Genomic DNA, 16,235 nt, shown 5'->3' with positions numbered 1-16,235 from the left:
CGGGCGGCAACGTGGCCGACGCGCTCGACGGCGGGGCCGGCAACGACACCATCTACGGCGGCAACGGCAACGATACGATCACCGGTGGCGCAGGCAGCGACGCATTGAACGGCGGATCTGGTAACGATGCCTTCCGGTTTGTTAACTTCAATCAAGGCGCTGACAACATCTCAGATTTCATTTCGAAAACTGATGTCATTCAAGTCCTTGGCACCGGTTTCGGCCTTCAGGCCGGTAATGCAGTTATTCTACGCACCGGCTCCTCGACGCCTGCCACCTCTGGTACTGATCCCCAATTTCTTTACAACACGACATCCGGCGCACTGTATTTCGACCAAGATGGTGAGGGGACCGCACACGATGCCGTGCAAATCCTCACACTTATCGGGCAGAAAACTCTCGTGGCCTCGGACATCGTGGTCGTTGAGATGTAGATTTATTGAAGAGCGCCATGAGAGGAAAATGAATCAGAGTGTTTTACGAGACGCGGCGGCGTTTGCTGCCGCGTCATCCTGTCTAATCGCGTGTTCTGTTCCATCACCCGCTCAGTTTGGCATGCACAAATTGCCCTCCGCAATGCGCCAGTGTATTGGCGGTCGTGGCTAGCAGCAACTGTCCGACATCCGGCTCAGGGTCACGAATAGGAGAGTGTCGACATTGCCGGGAACGCGTGCTCAGCGCCGCAACCCCACCAGCCCCGTGAACCGGTTGATGGCCATCCTGTACAGGCCCGGATCCGCATGGTAGCCCATGCCCGGCGGCCCGGACGTGCGCGGCGGACGCAGTTCGGTCCCGCCGTCGGGCAGGGTTTTGGTCCGGTCGTAGGCGCTCAGGCCCAGCTTCAGGCGCACGAGGCCGGGCGATTTGAAGCCCAGCCCCTTCATGCGGCCCATCAGGCTCTTGCGCGAACGCTCCGCATAGTCGAGCGTGATGGCGATGCCGCGCGGCTTGGCGTAGTCATAGCCGAGCTTGCCGTCCTTGATGGCATGCCTGGCCTGGGTCTCGTTCGGCAGCTGTGGATCGAACAGGATCAGCGGCGCCGGGTCGTACAGTTTCACGCGGCTCTCGACCGCGGCGGCGAACAGTTGCGCGCTCGCGCCGCCCATCGATCCGCCGGCGATGAAGTCGAATTTCACGTTGCGCCCCTTGCCGTAGGCGTCTTCGACCGCTTTCGCCACCAGCACGGCCGCCTCGTGGTTCGCCTTGAACACCTTGCCCACCGACTGGCCGATGCTGCTGAAGGCCTGGCCGACGTCGCGCATGTTCTGCGTGCCGCCGAACATCACGCGCACCTCGAGCCGCTGGTTGCCATGCTCATCCGTGCCGATTTTTTCATCCCAGACCATGTGCGCGACGTGGGCCGCACGTACCAGCTTTTCCCGCTCGCCCTCGGGCAGCAGGCTGAACAGGCGCGACGCGCGTATCGTCGCGTCCATGTAGTGCCGGGAAGTCAGTTCCGTGCGGGCGGGCCGGTAGGTCATCGGCATCTGCCGGGCGAGCTGATCCGCGAACACGTCGGCGCTGCCGCCCTGCGCGCGGAGGCACGCCACGTACTCGATCCGGTATTCCTTGTCGTCGGTCCGGAGAATCGGCGACAGCGCTTCGGCAAAGCGCGCCGCCAGCCGTTGCACGGCAACGAAGCTGGCCGAGTCCGGCTGGGACGCGAGCGGCTCGTCTTCCTGGTCGGCCCGGTTCTCGAAATGCACCTGCAACATGTTCACCGTCTTCCCGTCCGGGCCGGTGACCTGGCGCTCGCCGATGAAGCAATTGGCCGCCCGGGCCGCCCGCGACAGGGACGCCAGCACGTCGGGCGGCATCCCTCTGCCGAATTGCGTCCGGCCGATCGACGCGCTGTCCGGCATGGGCGGGTCGAGATCCAGCGGTGCGCGCAGCAACTTGCCCGCGGCTTTCAGTTGCGCATCCCGCTCGCGGCCCGGTGCGGCAGCGGGTCCCATGCCGAGCGCTTCCGTGATCTGCGACACCTGCTGGTCGTCCAGGCGATGCATCGACGTCAGCGTGTCCGCCATGCAGTCGATCTTCGGCCCCGGAGCCAGTTTGCCGAACGTCTTCGGGCGCGCGGCCGGCGCGGCCTCCGTGCGCACGGGCGCAGGCGCAGGTGCGGACGGGGCACGCGCTTCGTCATCCGCCCGCATCAGGTCCGCCAGCGTCGGATGCTCCGGCGCGCGCATCAGTTGCGCCAGCGTGACCCGCGCCGGCTCCGACGCCTGCGCCTGCGCCTGCGCCTGCGCCTGCGCCTGCGCCTGCGCCTGCGCGTGGCGGGCGCTGAACTGTTCCAGTCGCTGCAACGGCGCCTGCACGGTCGCCGCCGCCGGCTGCGTCTTGGGGCGCCGCCCCAGCGCCGGCAGGGAGAATCCGAACGTACGCCTGGGCGCGCGGCTGGTCTCGGGCCGGGCATTGGACGCGGTCTCGGCAACCGGGCTGTCGCTGACCGGGGCCACTGTCGATGAAATCGTTTTCATATCAACTTCCAAGGTCATGCGCGCAGCCGCGCGGACGTCTCAACAATGATGTATGCGGCGCAAACCGATCAACGCTGGGCCTCGATGGCCGCGCGCGGCAGGTTGCGATAAACCTTTTGCGCATAGGCGATGCGCAGCTTGGGCTTGCCGGCGTTGTAGGCGCCGACGGCCGTCCATGAATTGCCCAGCATCTGCATCTTCCCCGACAGTATCCACGCCCCGACCTCGATATTCGTGCAGGCATCCATCAGCTCGGCCTCACCGATGCCGTACTGGCGCAGGGTCGGCAGCCAGCTGCTGTTGATCTGCATGAGCCCGATATCGTAGGAACCATCCTTGTTTTTTGGACCGATCGCGGCGGGATTCAGGTTCGATTCCGTCTTGGCGATGGCGTACAGCAGGTAGGGGTTCACGCCGTAGCGCGCGCCGGCGTCGTCCCAGCACGCGTGCGCATGGCCGCACGCGAGCACGCACGCGAGCACGGCCGCCGCCCGGCCCGGTGTGAAGGTGCCGCTCATGGGGTCAACGTTCCATTCGAATATTTAAAGACGTTATCCGGCGGCTGGCACGACAGCAGGAAGCCGTTGGCATCTTTCTTGAACGAGCCGATGTTGTACGTGGTGCTGCCGTCCGGATTCAGGATATTGCAGGGCGTGCCCGGCGCGATGGCGTCGTTGAGATACAGCGTGGGGCCCTCCATCCAGTTCCTGCCGACCACCCAGTTGCTGGCGATTCCGCCGTTCGTCGAGGAGATCGTCTTGTCCGCCGTGATCGTGCCGGCCGTGACGATGGCCGTGGCCGTGTCTACCGTGTCCGCGTACACCGTCCCGGGCACGTGCAGGTTGTCGTTCTCGTCCACCGCCAGCGCCACCCACGCGCTGCCGCTGTAGGTGAAGCCGCGGTTCAGCGCGGTGACCATGCGCACGTCGCCGGCCGTATTGCCCGTCGCGGGCAGGTCCGCGAAATTCGTCACCGGCGCCTTCCACGTCGACGCCGCCTGCCACAGGCCGTCGGCCCCGCAGGTCACCACCGTCCGGCTCGCGCTGTCGATCGCGATCGCCGCCGCGCTGCCGCAGGCCGTGCCCGGCGTCACGAGCGCAGCGCCGGCGAATCCCAGCGCCGTGTTCATCTGGTTCAGTTGCGGGCGGCCCGGCACGGTGTCGCGGTAGAGGAAATCCGTCGACAACTGGCCCGGCCCGTCGTAGAACAGGCCCGACACGAGGTGGCCGCCGTCGTGGGCGGCGGCGCCGTTCAGCACCGTCGTGCCGGCGCACGCCACGCCCTGGTATGCCGTGGTGACGAGTTCCCAGGACGATCCGCGCGCGATGCCGGGCTGCGCGGCGCTGACGTAGCCGCCGCCCTGCCCCGCCATCATGGCCACCGCCGCGATGGCGCGGTCCGGTATCGCGCTGCCGCCGTAGCCGGCCACCAGCGCGTCGAGCCGGCCCGGCGTGGGCTGGCGCACGAGCACGCAGGCCGATTGCCCGTAAGGGTTGGTCGCGGCGAAGCCGGCCGGCAGGAAGCCCGCCGTTTTCAGTTGCGCGACGGTGACGGCCGTCAAGGCCCCCCCGCCCGTGGCGGCGACGAGGTCGCTGTAATTCGCCGCGACATACCTGGACGCGGCCGCCACGACCTGGGCCTGCTGCAGGGCCGTTTGCTGTTCCTTCAGTTCGTCGATCGAATCGCCGATCATGCTGGACAGGCCGACCAGCAGCACCGACGCGATGGCGAGTGCCGCCAGGACTTCGACCAGGGTCATGCCGCGCTGCCGCCGCATCGTGTTCATCGTTCGTTCCTCAATCGCAGTGCGCCAGCCACACCGGCGCGCCGTCCGGGATCACGGCATCGCCCAGCGGCGGCAGCGCGATGCGCGTCCCGTCCACCGGCGACGCCAGGGTGTGGTCGGCCGCCCGGTAGATGCCGACGTTGAGTGAGTTGCGCGACAGCGCCAGCAGTTCCGCGACGATCGGCCGCGTGCCCGCCGCAGCGGGGAAGATGTAGATCCGGCCCGCGCCGTCACGGTAATTCGTCCAGGCCGCCGTCGGAGCGGTCGCCAGCTTCGACCACGCCGGCAGAACGCCCGCCAGCTTCAGGTCGGCCAGGCTCACGCTGGTATCGGTGACGTCGTTCGCCTTGAACCAGGCCATCACCGCTTCCCGGTAGATCCCCATGCTCCCGGCATCCTCGCTGGCCTGCTGCCGGACCACGGCCTCGCGTCCGTGTTCGGCCGGCCAGCCGTACCAGCCACCGAGCGCGGCCACGAAGACGACGATCAGGACGGCCCACATTTAATCGGCTCAGTCCGCCGTGAATACGATCGTGTTCGACGCCGCGTTGCACAGGGCCGCGGCGTCGGCCGCGGCGGCGGGGAACGCTGTGATCGGAGTCGCGTCGGACGCGCCGGCGATGCGGGTCCAGCCGGTCGCGCCGCTGACGACGTTCATGCACACGTCCTGCGGTACCTTGGTGTAGGTGATGGCGAACGTGGCCGCGTCCGCCGATGCCGGGGTCACGGTGCCGCCCCACGTGTTGTTGATCGTCTTACCGTCGCTGGCGACCGACAACGTACCGGGTATGGCCTTCGCGGTGACCAAGTTGGCCAGCATGGCGGTGTCGTTGTACGGCTGCCCCGCGTACATCTTGCGCACATTGGTGCGCAGGCCCGTGATCTCTTCCGTGGTCTGGTTCGACCGCGCACTGCCGAACGCGTTCTGCAGCAGCGATACCGCGGCCAGCACGACGAGGGCGGCGACGCCCAGGTAGGCGATGGCTTCCAGCAGCGAGGCGCCGCGCTGGCGATGCAGGCTGGCGAGGCGGGCACGGCGTTGGGGCAAGGTAGCAGGCATGTCGTATCTCCTTTGTTGGATTTAATGTACTGCGCGTGTCATCGTTGCGAGTTCGTGCTGGATGCCAAAAAAGCCCGTCACCAGCCAGCCGATCACGGCGGCCATCACGAGGATGGCGACGCCGTTCAGGATCTTCATCTGATTGGAAATCTGCTCGATACCCTCCTCCCGCCATTCGTCGGCGAGCACCTTGAGCGCCTCGCCGAATCCACGGAACTCGGCGTACACGCACAGGTCGTCGATCACTTCCGCCGACGGGAAGCCGTAGCCGGCGTTGCGCATGGCCTCACCGCAGTTGAGGCCGGAGCGCACGCCCAGCAGCGCGCCGTCGAGGCGTTCGCGCAGCCAGGGGTCGGCCATGTCGGACAGGCGGCTGAGCGACTTCTCGACCGTGACGCCGGCCGTCTGCAAGGCCGAGAACGCCAGCAGGAAGCCGCTGCCCACGACCAGCCGGTAGATCGAGAACGGCGCGAAGCGGTCGGCGAACACGCGCAGGTTGCCGCGCCAGCGCGGCAGCGCCGCGGCGATGCCGCCCACGACGAGCAGCAGCACGCCGACGATGGCGAACATCCAGTGCCGGACCACCTCGGACATCAGATACAGCGACCGGGCCGCGCCATGCCACGTCGTGGGGTCGGTGATGCGGGTGAACTCGGGAATCACCCGGGTGCCGAACAGGTAGACGTAGGCGAGGATCAGCGCCAGGAGCGAGCTTGGGTAGACGAGCCCGCCGACGATGACCGCCTTGATGCGCTGCTGCGCCTGCACCACGTCGACGACGGCCAGCAGCGCGGCCTCGACGTTGCCGGACTGTTCGCCGGCCAGCAGGATCATGCGCTCGGTCCGGGGCGCCCAGCCTTCCAGGCTTTCCGACAACATCCTGCCGTTCTGCACCTGCCTGCGGCAATCGTCGAGCACGATCGCCAGCGGTTCCTGCGGCTTGCGCCCATTGTCCGACGCGCGTTCGCGCAAGACTTCCAGGATGCGCAGCAACGGCAGCCCGTTGGTGAGCATCTTGGCGATCTTGCGATACAGGCGCACGCGCGCCGATGCCGGGAACTGGGTCTTCGCCCAGGCGCGCGTGACGTCAAACCGCATGGATCGCCTCCAGCCGGCTCGCCGGTCCCACGAGGTGGCCGACCACTTTTTCCGCCATGCGCGGATCGATCTGTCCGGCCGCGATCTTGTCGATCGCATGGCCCAGCATCGTGCGCCCGTCCAGGTGCTCGAGCCAGTACGCGACCGCCGCGCATTTGTCGCCGGCCCGGATGAATTTGAAGAACTGGTCGTCCGGCACGATGACTTCCGCCAGCACCGACCGCCCCACCGTGCCATGCATGGCGCAATGCTCGCAGCCGCCGCCGGTCACGCGCACCCGCGGCAACGCGCCGCCGACCGCTTGCCGGACACGGGCGTACATCGCCGGCGGCAACGCGTCCGGCATGTCCACCAGCAGCTGGCTGCAGTGGGGGCACAACACCTTGACGAGGCGCTGGCTGATCAGGCTCGTGATGATCGTGTGGTCGGCGACCAGGCTCAACGGCAGGCCGAGATCGACCAGGCGGTCGACGATCGCCAGCGCGCTGTTGGCGTGCACCGTCGTCCACACCTGGTGGCCCGTCATCGACGCGCGCAGGGCGTTCTGCGCCGATGCGGCATCGCGGATCTCGCCGATCATGATGACGTCGGGATCGAGCCGCATCGCATTCGAGATCGCGGCCGAGAACTGGCGCACGCGGTCCGCTTCCGTGCACGCATTGGTCACGGCCGTCTGCACCGCGCCCTCGATCGGGTATTCCACGGGGTCTTCGACGGTCAGCACGTGCAGCTTGCCGCCCGCCTCGATGATTTCGCCGGTCAGGATGCGCTGCAGGGTCGTCGATTTGCCCGATCCGGTGGGACCGCTGATGATGTTCATCCCGACCGGCTGCTCCTTGATCTGCTGGAGCTGGCCGGCGTGGATGTCGCTGAAGCCGAGCGGGCGCAGGTCGACGTTGTCGCCGGCGTCGTTGTACAGCAGGCGCAGCACCATGACGGCGCCTTCGCTGGTGGGCGCGGTGGCGATGCGCACGCCGTACAGCCTGGGCGGCAGCTTGTCGCGGTCGGAAATCGCCGCGTCCTGGCGCTCCATGGGCTTGTACGAATTGTCGGACACGGAGGTCATCGCGCCATACAGCGTCGCCAGCAGGCGCTCGCCGTATTCGCGCGTCTGGACGCCGATCGCCACCAGGTCGTTATGAATGCGGAACCAGGTTTCGGTGCAATCCTTGCGGACGCGGATATGGATGTCGGACGCACGCGCGAGGCAGGCCCGGTTGAGCAGGTCCTTGGCCGTCACCTGCATGAGCGAGTGCTCGTGCTGGGGCTGCGCGCCCGCGCCGCCGCTCTGGTAGGCGCGGGCGATGACCTCGATGCGGGTGTACGTCACCTGGAACGGCCGGCGCATCTTTTCCAGCCGCCCGATATACGACAGCACGTGGCGGTTCAGGCTCTGCCCTTCGGCGACGAGCAGGCGCCCGTCGCTCAGCAGGCAGAGCAGTTTGCGCTCCTCGGCGCTGGCCTCGAACGTGCCCGCGCTGCTCAGGACGACGGCCGTGCCGACGTCGCCGGCACCGGCCTGCTGCTCGTTGCGCCCGGTGGCGCGCTGTTCCGGCCGGTCCAACGCGAGCAGGTTCATCGCACTGCTCCCGTGGGCATGCCGGGCGGCGGACCGGGAATGGCGGCGACCGGCGGCAGTGCGGGACCGGATTGCGGCTGGGACGCCGCCTGCGCGAGGCGGACCCGCCGCCTGCCCTTCCTGACGACGACGTTGCCCGGCGCGATCGACACCACCTGCATCCCTTTCGGCAGCATGTCGCCGGGCTGCACCTCGATGACGGCGCCGTCGCCCAGCTGCAGCGTCGCGAAGACCGCGCGCCCGATCCCCTCCACGCTGCGTACCTGCGGATCGCCCGCGCCGGGCGCATGCGCGAACGCGCTGGTGGCCGCCTGGATCGCGGCGATCTGGTTCTGCTTCATGAGGATGCTGCCCTGTACGTCCAGCTGGCGTTCGCGCGCCTTCAGCAGCAGCGTCTCGCCTTCGATCCGGCTCAGCTTTTCGGCGGTGGGATCGGCGTAGGCGTGCGCGCAGCCGAGCATCGATACGAGCACCGTACACCAGAGGGACTTATTTGACATACATGACTCCTTCGATTGACCATTGACCTGTCCGGTAAGCGATCCGGTCGATACGCACGCCGGGCCGGTCGAGCAACCCCGCCACCGCCGTCGGCGCCAGCGCCCGGCTGTCGCAGCTGAACGAATACGCCTGCCACTGCGGCACCGGCGTTCGCGCCGCCGCCGCGGGCGGCGCCAGGCTGGCGATCCTGAAACCGATGCCAATGTGTTGCATATCGGAGATGATTGGTTCCATCAATGCCTTGCGGTCGAGCAGCGCCTCGGGCGCATCCCGTTCGAGCCGGAGCGGCACGACCAGGCTGGCCTTCTCGCCGTTCAGGTCGAACACGGCGTCCGGCACCTCGGCGCGCAGCAGCGCCAGCGTGGAACCGTGGCGCGACCACGCATAACTGACCTTGTCGCCGGTGCAGACATACTCGTCGAGCAGCCAGCCCCCGGCGGCCAGGAAGCCCAGCCGGTCGACGCAGGCTTTGGCCAGGCTCGCCGGCCTGGGCTTGCCGCCCCACGGCGGCGGCTGCACGGACGGCCCCGCGCGCTGCAGCACGTGCAGGCGCTCGGCGCGATGCGCCTCCTCGGCCAGTTGCTCGGCCTGCTGGCGCCGCACGCGCTGCAGATAGCCCCAGCCCCCGGCGAGCGCCAGCACGACGAGGGCCGCCGCGAGCCACGGCCAGTGGTTGCGCCGGGTGCGCACCGGTTGCAGGCCCCACCAGCGGTGCGCGCGGATGCGCCCGTCCTTGCGGTGCGGGATGAAGCTTTCGACGGTGCGCGCCTCGAAATTGTGGAAGCCGTAGTCGGCCAGTTCCGCATCGCCGAGGACGACGTTCCAGCCGCCCAGGCCGTAGTCGCCATGCAGGCGCTCCATGACTTCCTCGCGGGTGCCTGCGAAATCGCCGTTGGGGAGGAAGTTCGCGTCGCGCGCCGCGAAGTAGGCCCACATGCCGTCGGGCAGCCTGAGCGCGGCGAGCCAGTTGTGGACCCGCTGCTTGTCGCCGTCGTAGTACGCGCCCTCGAGCGCCAGCGTCTTCGAGATGATCGCGCCCAGCGAGAACATGCCGCGGCGCGCCCCGTCCGCGCTCTGGCCGAAGCCGGCCTGCGCGGTCGACTGGTCGGTGCGCAGCACGTACAGGTCGGATTCGATCTTCGCGCCCAGTTCGCGCGCCTCCCTGGCCAGTTCGCGCGGCCGCGACAGCGACTGCCAGAACAGGCCGCACACGAACCGGTGCTTGTCGATCTGGATGATGTGGATGGCCATGATGCCGGATCGCTTCGCGTCAGGGGCCAACCGTGGTGGGCGTGATCAGGATGACGATGGATTCCTTGGCGCTGGCCGCCTTGACGCCGCCGCCGAGCGCGACGTTGCGTGCGCTGCCCACGCCCTGGCGGTCGAGGTTGTCGTCCGTCTGCTCGAACCCGCTGATGATCAGCGTCTCGTTCGATTTCATCGCCACGCGCTGCAGGAAATTGCGGGTATCGATCTCCGGCGTTTCGATCTTGCTGGTGCCGCTCTGCACTTCGCGGATGGTGTTCAGGGCCGAGATGTCGGTCGAGAACTGCAGCAGCACCGTGCCGTTGGCCAGCACGTGCGGCAGGATGCTCATGTTGAAACCCGACGTGACGGTTCCCGGAATCAGCGTCGTGGTGGTGCCGACCTGGGGCACCACCGTCGTCTGCGACTGCTGCAGGTAAGAGGTCTGCTTCGCCACCTGAAGCGGCACCACCTGGTTGTTCAAGGTGATCACCGACGCGGTGGTCTGGCGCCGCACCTTGCCCTGCTTCGACAGGGCGTCGATGATCGCCGTGCTGCCCGCGAAGCGCGAATCGCCCACGATGCCGGCCGAGAAGCGGGTCGCGTCCAGCGTGGCCGGCACCGCGCTGGTCAGCCCGTACTTCTGACGCAGGGTGGTGTACACGAGATTCCAGTTGATGCCGTAGTCGTCGCTGTCGTTCAGGCTGACCGACAGGACGGTGACGTTGATGACCACCTGGCGTTCGAGGGTCTTGTTCTCGTTGTCGATGTACGCGGCCACCCGGTCGAGCGAGTCGGGCGTGTCGACCACCGTGATCGACCCGGTCGCGGGCGAGATGACGACCTTGCCATAGCTCGACAACATGGCCTTGATCACGCTTTCGATGCTGCCGTAGACCGACAGCTTGGACGCCACCGCCGTGTTCTGGCTGTTGTTGGCGGTGACGCCATTCGTCGTTCCGGCGCCGCCGCCCGCCCCCGCGGCACCGCCCCCGGCGCTCGAGCCCGGGTTCGACGTGGCGCCACTGGTGACGCTGGCGTTGAACGTCGAATCGCCGGGCAGCGTGTTGATCTGGAAGGTGCGCGATTCGGTATGGAAGAACCGGATCGCGCCGTCGGCATATTTCCACGACACGCCGAAGCGCGCCGCCGCCGTGTCGAGCAGGCCGCGCAGGTTGCCGTTCGCGTAGTAGATGCGGACCCCGGCACCGCGCGCGCCCGACGGGGCCGGCGGCACGCCGCCCGCGCCTCCCGGCGGCAAGGGCACGGCATGACCCGGGGACGATGCCGCGCCGTACATGGTCGCGGCCACCTCCAGCGCATCGGGCGTCACTTTCACCGGCAGCCCGGTACGCACGCCGATCCGTTCCGCCAGTTCGGGCAGCGACGCGACCGTCTTGTCGAACACCGCGTTCTCGTAAAAAATCTTCGGCAACGCGGGTTGCGCCAGCTTGACGACGTCCTTGCCCAGCCAGATGCCGGATTCGTGACTGACCGGCGACGGCGTCCTCGCCACGATGCCGTTCGCGGTATGGCCGGTGTCCCTGACCAGGTTGGCCACCTGGCCGCCGGTGTCGTCGATCTTCTTGTCCAGCCTGGCCGACATGCCGCCGCATGCCGACAGCAGGAGCAAGGGCACTACCGCACGCAAGCGCGTGGTCATCATGGTTCGCTTCCTTTCGCAACGATCCGCAGCACCTTGTTGCCGTCGTAGAAAATCGCCTTCATCGGTATGTCCGCGCCCTCCATGCTCTTCACGACCATGCCGACGGCGTCGGCAAAGGAACCGTGCAGTTCGGTGCGCACCGCGACGGCGTAATCGACGGGCAGTTCCCACATCAGTTGCCAGCCGGCGCCGGCGGCCCACCGTTGCAGGGTGCCGTTCAGGGTCTTATCGCTTTGCAGCACCGCCCAGGTCGGCTCCGGCGGGGGCGCGGCCGGCGCGGCGGGCGCGGCACGGACGGGCACGACAGCGGTTGCGACCGGTGCCGGCACCGATGCCGCCAGCGCGGGCGACTGCGGTTGCGGTTGCGGTTGCGGTTGCGGCGCCACGGCCGGTTCGGCGGCGGCCTGCGCCGGCATGCCGCCGCCGGCCAGGCGCGGCGTGATCAGGTACAGGCGCTCGCGCCGCGCACCCGCCGCGTCCTTGTGGCCGGACATCGCCTCCGTCCCGTAACCGCCGATCATCAGCATCTGCTGCAAATCGACGATGGCCAGCGCACTGAGGGTCGAGCGGGTCACCTGCGCGTCGGCGCCGCTGCCCAGGTTGCCGTCCTCGATGTCGACGTCCAGCCGCACCCGGGCGGCGCCGTCGTCCACGATGCGCGGAACGACCCGCAGCAGCGTCCCCGCGCTCACCTCGGCCACGTCGGCGACCCGCTCGCCGACCAGCGGGATATACCGGGACTGGCGCAGGTCCAGCACGGCGGCCACGTTATTCAGCGTCAGCGCGCCCGGCGTCGCCACGATGCGCGCATCGCCGCTGGCTTCCAGGCCTTTCAGCCTGGCGAGCAGGCCGGCGGCGTCGTTGACCAGCAATGTCGCCCCCGGTCCGGCCGGCGCCGCGCCGGAAACCAGCCCGGGCAATCTGGCGCGGTCGATGTCGACGATCAGCGCATCGATTTCGATCTGGCGCGGCAGCACGTCGAGCTGCTCGATGAGTGCCTGGTACATGGCGCGCCTGCCGGCCGAGTCGTGGATGATGACGGCGTTCAGCGAAGGATCGGCATCGATGCGCGGACGGCCGGCGTTCCCGCCCTGGGATGGCTGCCCAACCAGCAGGTTCGACAGGATCGTCTTCATTCCCGGGATGGTTTCCGTCTTGCCGCGGGCGGCGATCACGCGGTCGGTCGCGCCGGCGTATTTCAGGCGGAAGACCATCGGTTGCATGTCGTCCGCGGCGTCTCCGGGCCGGGCCGGCAACAGGACCTCGCGCGCCAGGCGGACGTATTCGCGCGGCCCGCTGACGATGACGGCGCCTTCGCGCGGCAGCTCCACCCACCCGAAGCGGCTGTCGAACAGGCCCACGCCGGCCAGCACCCCCTTGGCATCCCGCACGCCGTTCGCGCCGAGGTCGAGGCGCATCGACACATTGTCTTCGCGCGGGACCACATGCAGCGTGTCGCCGTACACGAACCAGCGGAAGCGATACGCCTGCGCCAGCCGCTCCAGCAGGCCGCCGCCGCCGGCGGCGCGCAAGGTTTCCCGTTTCACCGCCCGGTCCGGCACGTCGGACACGACCTCCACGCCGTACTCCCGGGCGAACCGGTCCAGCACCTCGTGCAGCGGCATGCCGGCGGTATCGAGCGTGAAGCCGTGGTTCGTCCATCCCGCCGGCACCGCGGCACACGCCGCCGGTGTCCAGAACGACGCCGCCACCGTGGTCGCCGCGACCAGCGCCAGCGTCCCGTGTCGCAAAACTCTCATGCAGTCCCCTTCGGTGGCGCCCCATGCGCCGTTCGCCGCAATGAGGCCGTCCTGAGCACGGAGTAGAAAATGTTAGCGCTAAACATAGGCCTACCCATTACCATTTTGTTACCACCAAAACGCCGATCCACGCCGCGCCGGCAATAACGCCGTGCGGGATTCGACCGGCTCGCCATTCGCCGGAATCCACTCCGCCATCGATAAGGTATTAGCGATGTCGAAAACAAGAAACGTTCGACGATGAAACAATTTAATTCGATGCGTAGTCTACCCCGAGCAGATAAAAAATCACAAGAATTTTTGATATACGTCAGTACTTTTTAACGAATGACGCCTGCCAACCACAGCACGAAGTTTGTTTAGCAAACAGGGGCGCCTCGCCGGCAAGAGCGATAATAATGGACATGGTCGAGAGCGACCAAAAAGGAGGGAAACGGCGATTATTTAAACGATAAAGCACTCCAGAACCGTGAATCCGGATTCGGTTTCCAAATTGACGGATTCAATTACCGCCGGGATTAACACGCAATCGCCCCTACGCACCTCCAGACGCCCCCTACCATAATCGATCGCATAGGATCCGTGCACGCAAACATGGATGACGAAGGAGTCGAACACGTAATTCCGCACGACCGTTTCGGAACACGTCAATAGATTGGTCGTGAAATGCCGGCACTGCACGAGGGGGATCGGCGCATTCGGAATCGCCTGATACGGGATTTTGCAGTCCTGATCGACACCGACGTCCAGCGCGGCGATGGCATTGTCCATGTCCAGCGCGCGCCGGCTGCCGTTCGCGTCGACGCGGTCGTAGTCGTGGATCCGGTAGGTCACGTCGGACGCCTGCTGGATCTCGGCGATCAGGACGCCCTTCCCTATGGCGTGGACCCTGCCGGCGGGCAGGAAGAACACGTCGCCCGCCGCGACCGCGTGGCGGTTCAGGATGTCGTCGACCTGCCCGGCCTGGAACCTTTCCCGGCACATTGCCGCGCTGACCGGGCGGTTGAAACCGGCAATCAGCGTCGCGCCGGGATCGGCCTGGATCACGTACCACATTTCCGTTTTTCCCGGCGAATCGCAGTTTATCCCGGCCAGTACATCGTCGGGATGCACCTGGATCGATAAATCGTCTTCGGCATCGATGAATTTGACGAGCAGGGGAAAACGATTACCAAAGCGCGTATATAAGGATTTCCCGACAAGGATTTCCTGATAGTCCTTCAGCAAACACGAGAGCGAAATCCCGGCCAATGCCCCATTTTTCACCACCGAATCGTCCGACGGCAATCCACTGAGTTCCCAGGACTCGCCACAACGCATCCGAAGCGGAATGTCCTTGTCTAGATGACTGAATAGCTTCCGCCCTCCCCATAATTTGTTTTTATATATACTTTTAAATATCAGAGGATATAAATTCGTCATCTTCCGCGAGATAATGTTGACATCTTTTTTTGTCGATCGGCAAATCGAATACTATTCGCCGATACCGGTTTTTATTCCGCGACAGGATAATCAACCATATCCGCATCCAGTCGCCGTGACACAATCCGGCGTTGTGGCGGCGCCTGCGTTCCGCTCGCGCCGGTCATGTGAAAGCGGGCCACTGCGTCGACCAGCCGGGCCGATTGTTTGCGCAAACTTTCAGCAGCCGCTGCGGCCTCCCCGACGAGCGCCGCGTTCTGCGCCGTCATCCCGTTCATTCGGCCGATCGCGACGCTGATCCCGCCGATGCTGGCGCCCTGCTCGGCGCTGGCCGTGGAAATCAGGCTGACCAGTTCGGCGACGCGCCGTACCGCCTTCACGATCTGGTTCATGGTCACGGAGGCCTCGCCGACCAGCGCATGGCCGGCGTCGACCTGGGCCGCCGAATCGCGCAGCAGCGTATCGATCTGCCGCGCCGCCGCGGCCGAACGCTGCGCCAGTTCGCGGACTTCCGCCGCGACCACGGCGAAACCGCGGCCGGCCTCGCCCGCGCGGGCCGCCTCGACCGCCGCGTTGAGGGCCAGGATATTGGTCTGGAAAGCGATCGAATTGATCACTACGATGATGTCGACGATCTTGTCCGAGCTCGACTTGATCGCCCCCATCGTGTCCGACACGCGTGCGGCCACCTCGCTGCCGCGCATCGCGTCGGCGTACGCGGCCGTGCTCAATTCCCGCGCCTGCCGCGCATTCTCGGCGTTGCCCCCGACCGTGTCCTCCAGGCGCGCCATGGCGGCGGTCGTCTGCCGGAGCGTGCCCGTCTGCTGTTCGGTGCGCGCCGACAGGTTCAGGTTGCCCGCCGCGATGTCGCGCGACGCCACGAGCACGTGCTCGCTGCCCTCGGTGATCTGCGCGATCGCCGTGGACAGATTGTGTTGCATGAGCTTCAGCGCCCGCATCAACTGGCCGGCCTCGTCCCTGCCGCCGATGTCGATCGCCACGTCGAGATCGCCGCCGGCGATGGTGTCGGCGATACGCGCCGCATGCCGCAAAGGCGTCGTGATCGACCGCGTGATGTACACCGCGCACAGGGCGCCGAGAAACAGCATCGCCAGGCCGGCGCCGAGCATGTGGATCTGCGCCGTCCGGTAGCGCGTGCGCGAGTGGTCGCGCGTTTGCGCCATGGCGCCCTGCTCGGCGGCGGCCAGCGTGTCGAGCGCGCGGATCCAGTCGGCGTACCTGGGGCCGAAATCGGTCTTCAGCATCACGGCGGCGTCGAACATATTCCCCGCCGCGACCGTGGACTGGATGGTCCGCACCACCGGCATCAACGCCTCCTTGCGCCGGCGCACCTCGGCCAGGGCGGCCGCATCGATCGCCGCATGCTGCAGGGCCAGCTCGGCCCGGTCGTAGTCGGCCAGCAGGCGCACCAGCGCGGCGCCCGCGTCGCTGCCCTCTTTGCCATCCGTGGGCGCGGCGATCCGGCGCATGGTCAGCGCGATCTCCGCGCCCACGTGCCGCATCCGCAGCGCGCCGTTCAGGCTGACCAGGCGGCTGCCGACGATTTGCTCGGTATCGCTCTGCAGGACGCCCATGTTGCCAAGCCCGACGCCGAGCATGGCACCGGCGCACAACAGG

The 16,235-nt window shown here is 67.0% G+C and carries 13 protein-coding genes and 1 pseudogene; 1 reads left to right on the top strand and 13 read right to left on the bottom strand.

Annotated features, from left to right (window positions below; translation table 11 throughout):
- Positions 1 to 434 (top strand): annotated as a pseudogene (locus ASC93_RS32605) (hypothetical protein); the annotation flags it as partial.
- A 240-nt stretch (positions 435 to 674) separates the two neighbouring features.
- On the opposite strand, the gene ASC93_RS12940 reads toward ASC93_RS32605, so the two are convergent.
- The 13 genes from ASC93_RS12940 to ASC93_RS12880 form a co-directional block, all read right to left on the bottom strand.
- Complete coding sequence (locus ASC93_RS12940; protein ID WP_157201897.1) at positions 675 to 2,480, bottom strand: type III effector protein; 1,806 nt, start codon at positions 2,478 to 2,480, stop codon at positions 675 to 677.
- A gap of 68 nt (positions 2,481 to 2,548) precedes the next feature.
- The gene (locus tag ASC93_RS12935) at positions 2,549 to 2,998 is read right to left on the bottom strand and encodes a lytic transglycosylase domain-containing protein (RefSeq protein WP_056442259.1); all 450 of its coding nucleotides are present in this window, start codon (positions 2,996 to 2,998) and stop codon (positions 2,549 to 2,551) included.
- A complete protein-coding gene (gene pilV / locus ASC93_RS12930; RefSeq protein WP_056442256.1) occupies positions 2,995 to 4,266 on the bottom strand; it encodes a shufflon system plasmid conjugative transfer pilus tip adhesin PilV in 1,272 nt (423 codons plus the stop codon). Before pilV ends, ASC93_RS12935 begins: the two co-directional genes overlap by 4 nt.
- Before the next feature lie 10 nt (positions 4,267 to 4,276).
- Positions 4,277 to 4,768, bottom strand: coding sequence for a type IV pilus biogenesis protein PilM (pilM, locus tag ASC93_RS12925; protein ID WP_056442253.1), 492 nt, complete (start codon positions 4,766 to 4,768; stop codon positions 4,277 to 4,279).
- Positions 4,769 to 4,777: 9 nt separating this feature from the next.
- Positions 4,778 to 5,326, bottom strand: a complete 549-nt coding sequence (locus ASC93_RS12920) for a type 4 pilus major pilin (protein WP_056442248.1) — start codon at positions 5,324 to 5,326, stop codon at positions 4,778 to 4,780.
- 21 nt (positions 5,327 to 5,347) lie between these two features.
- Complete coding sequence (locus tag ASC93_RS12915; RefSeq protein ID WP_056442247.1) at positions 5,348 to 6,424, bottom strand: type II secretion system F family protein; 1,077 nt, start codon at positions 6,422 to 6,424, stop codon at positions 5,348 to 5,350.
- Positions 6,414 to 8,003, bottom strand: coding sequence for a GspE/PulE family protein (locus tag ASC93_RS12910; protein WP_056442244.1), 1,590 nt, complete (start codon positions 8,001 to 8,003; stop codon positions 6,414 to 6,416). The genes ASC93_RS12915 and ASC93_RS12910 overlap by 11 nt, the downstream gene beginning before the upstream one ends.
- Positions 8,000 to 8,503 carry a type IV pilus biogenesis protein PilP gene (pilP, locus tag ASC93_RS12905; protein WP_082548000.1) on the bottom strand — a complete coding sequence of 168 codons (504 nt, stop codon included), beginning with the start codon at positions 8,501 to 8,503 and terminating at the stop codon, positions 8,000 to 8,002. Before pilP ends, ASC93_RS12910 begins: the two co-directional genes overlap by 4 nt.
- The gene (pilO2, locus tag ASC93_RS12900; RefSeq protein WP_056442309.1) at positions 8,493 to 9,755 is read right to left on the bottom strand and encodes a type 4b pilus protein PilO2; all 1,263 of its coding nucleotides are present in this window, start codon (positions 9,753 to 9,755) and stop codon (positions 8,493 to 8,495) included. The genes pilP and pilO2 overlap by 11 nt, the downstream gene beginning before the upstream one ends.
- Positions 9,756 to 9,774: 19 nt before the next feature.
- On the bottom strand, positions 9,775 to 11,415 hold the full coding sequence (locus ASC93_RS12895; protein ID WP_229412700.1) for a PilN family type IVB pilus formation outer membrane protein: 1,641 nt from the start codon (positions 11,413 to 11,415) through the stop codon (positions 9,775 to 9,777).
- A complete protein-coding gene (gene sctC, locus ASC93_RS12890) occupies positions 11,412 to 13,175 on the bottom strand; it encodes a type III secretion system outer membrane ring subunit SctC (protein WP_082547999.1) in 1,764 nt (587 codons plus the stop codon). The genes ASC93_RS12895 and sctC overlap by 4 nt, the downstream gene beginning before the upstream one ends.
- Positions 13,176 to 13,619: 444 nt before the next feature.
- Positions 13,620 to 14,597: a type I phosphomannose isomerase catalytic subunit gene (locus ASC93_RS12885; RefSeq protein ID WP_056442235.1), complete on the bottom strand. Its 978-nt coding sequence runs from the start codon at positions 14,595 to 14,597 to the stop codon at positions 13,620 to 13,622.
- 71 nt (positions 14,598 to 14,668) lie between these two features.
- Positions 14,669 to 16,235: methyl-accepting chemotaxis protein (locus ASC93_RS12880; RefSeq protein ID WP_162251869.1), on the bottom strand; the 1,567-nt coding region annotated here is incomplete at its 5' end.

The sequence above is a fragment of the Massilia sp. Root335 genome (assembly GCF_001425685.1).
Taxonomy (GTDB): domain Bacteria; phylum Pseudomonadota; class Gammaproteobacteria; order Burkholderiales; family Burkholderiaceae_D; genus Telluria; species Telluria luteola.
This window is presented reverse-complemented; position numbering and strand designations above follow the sequence as displayed.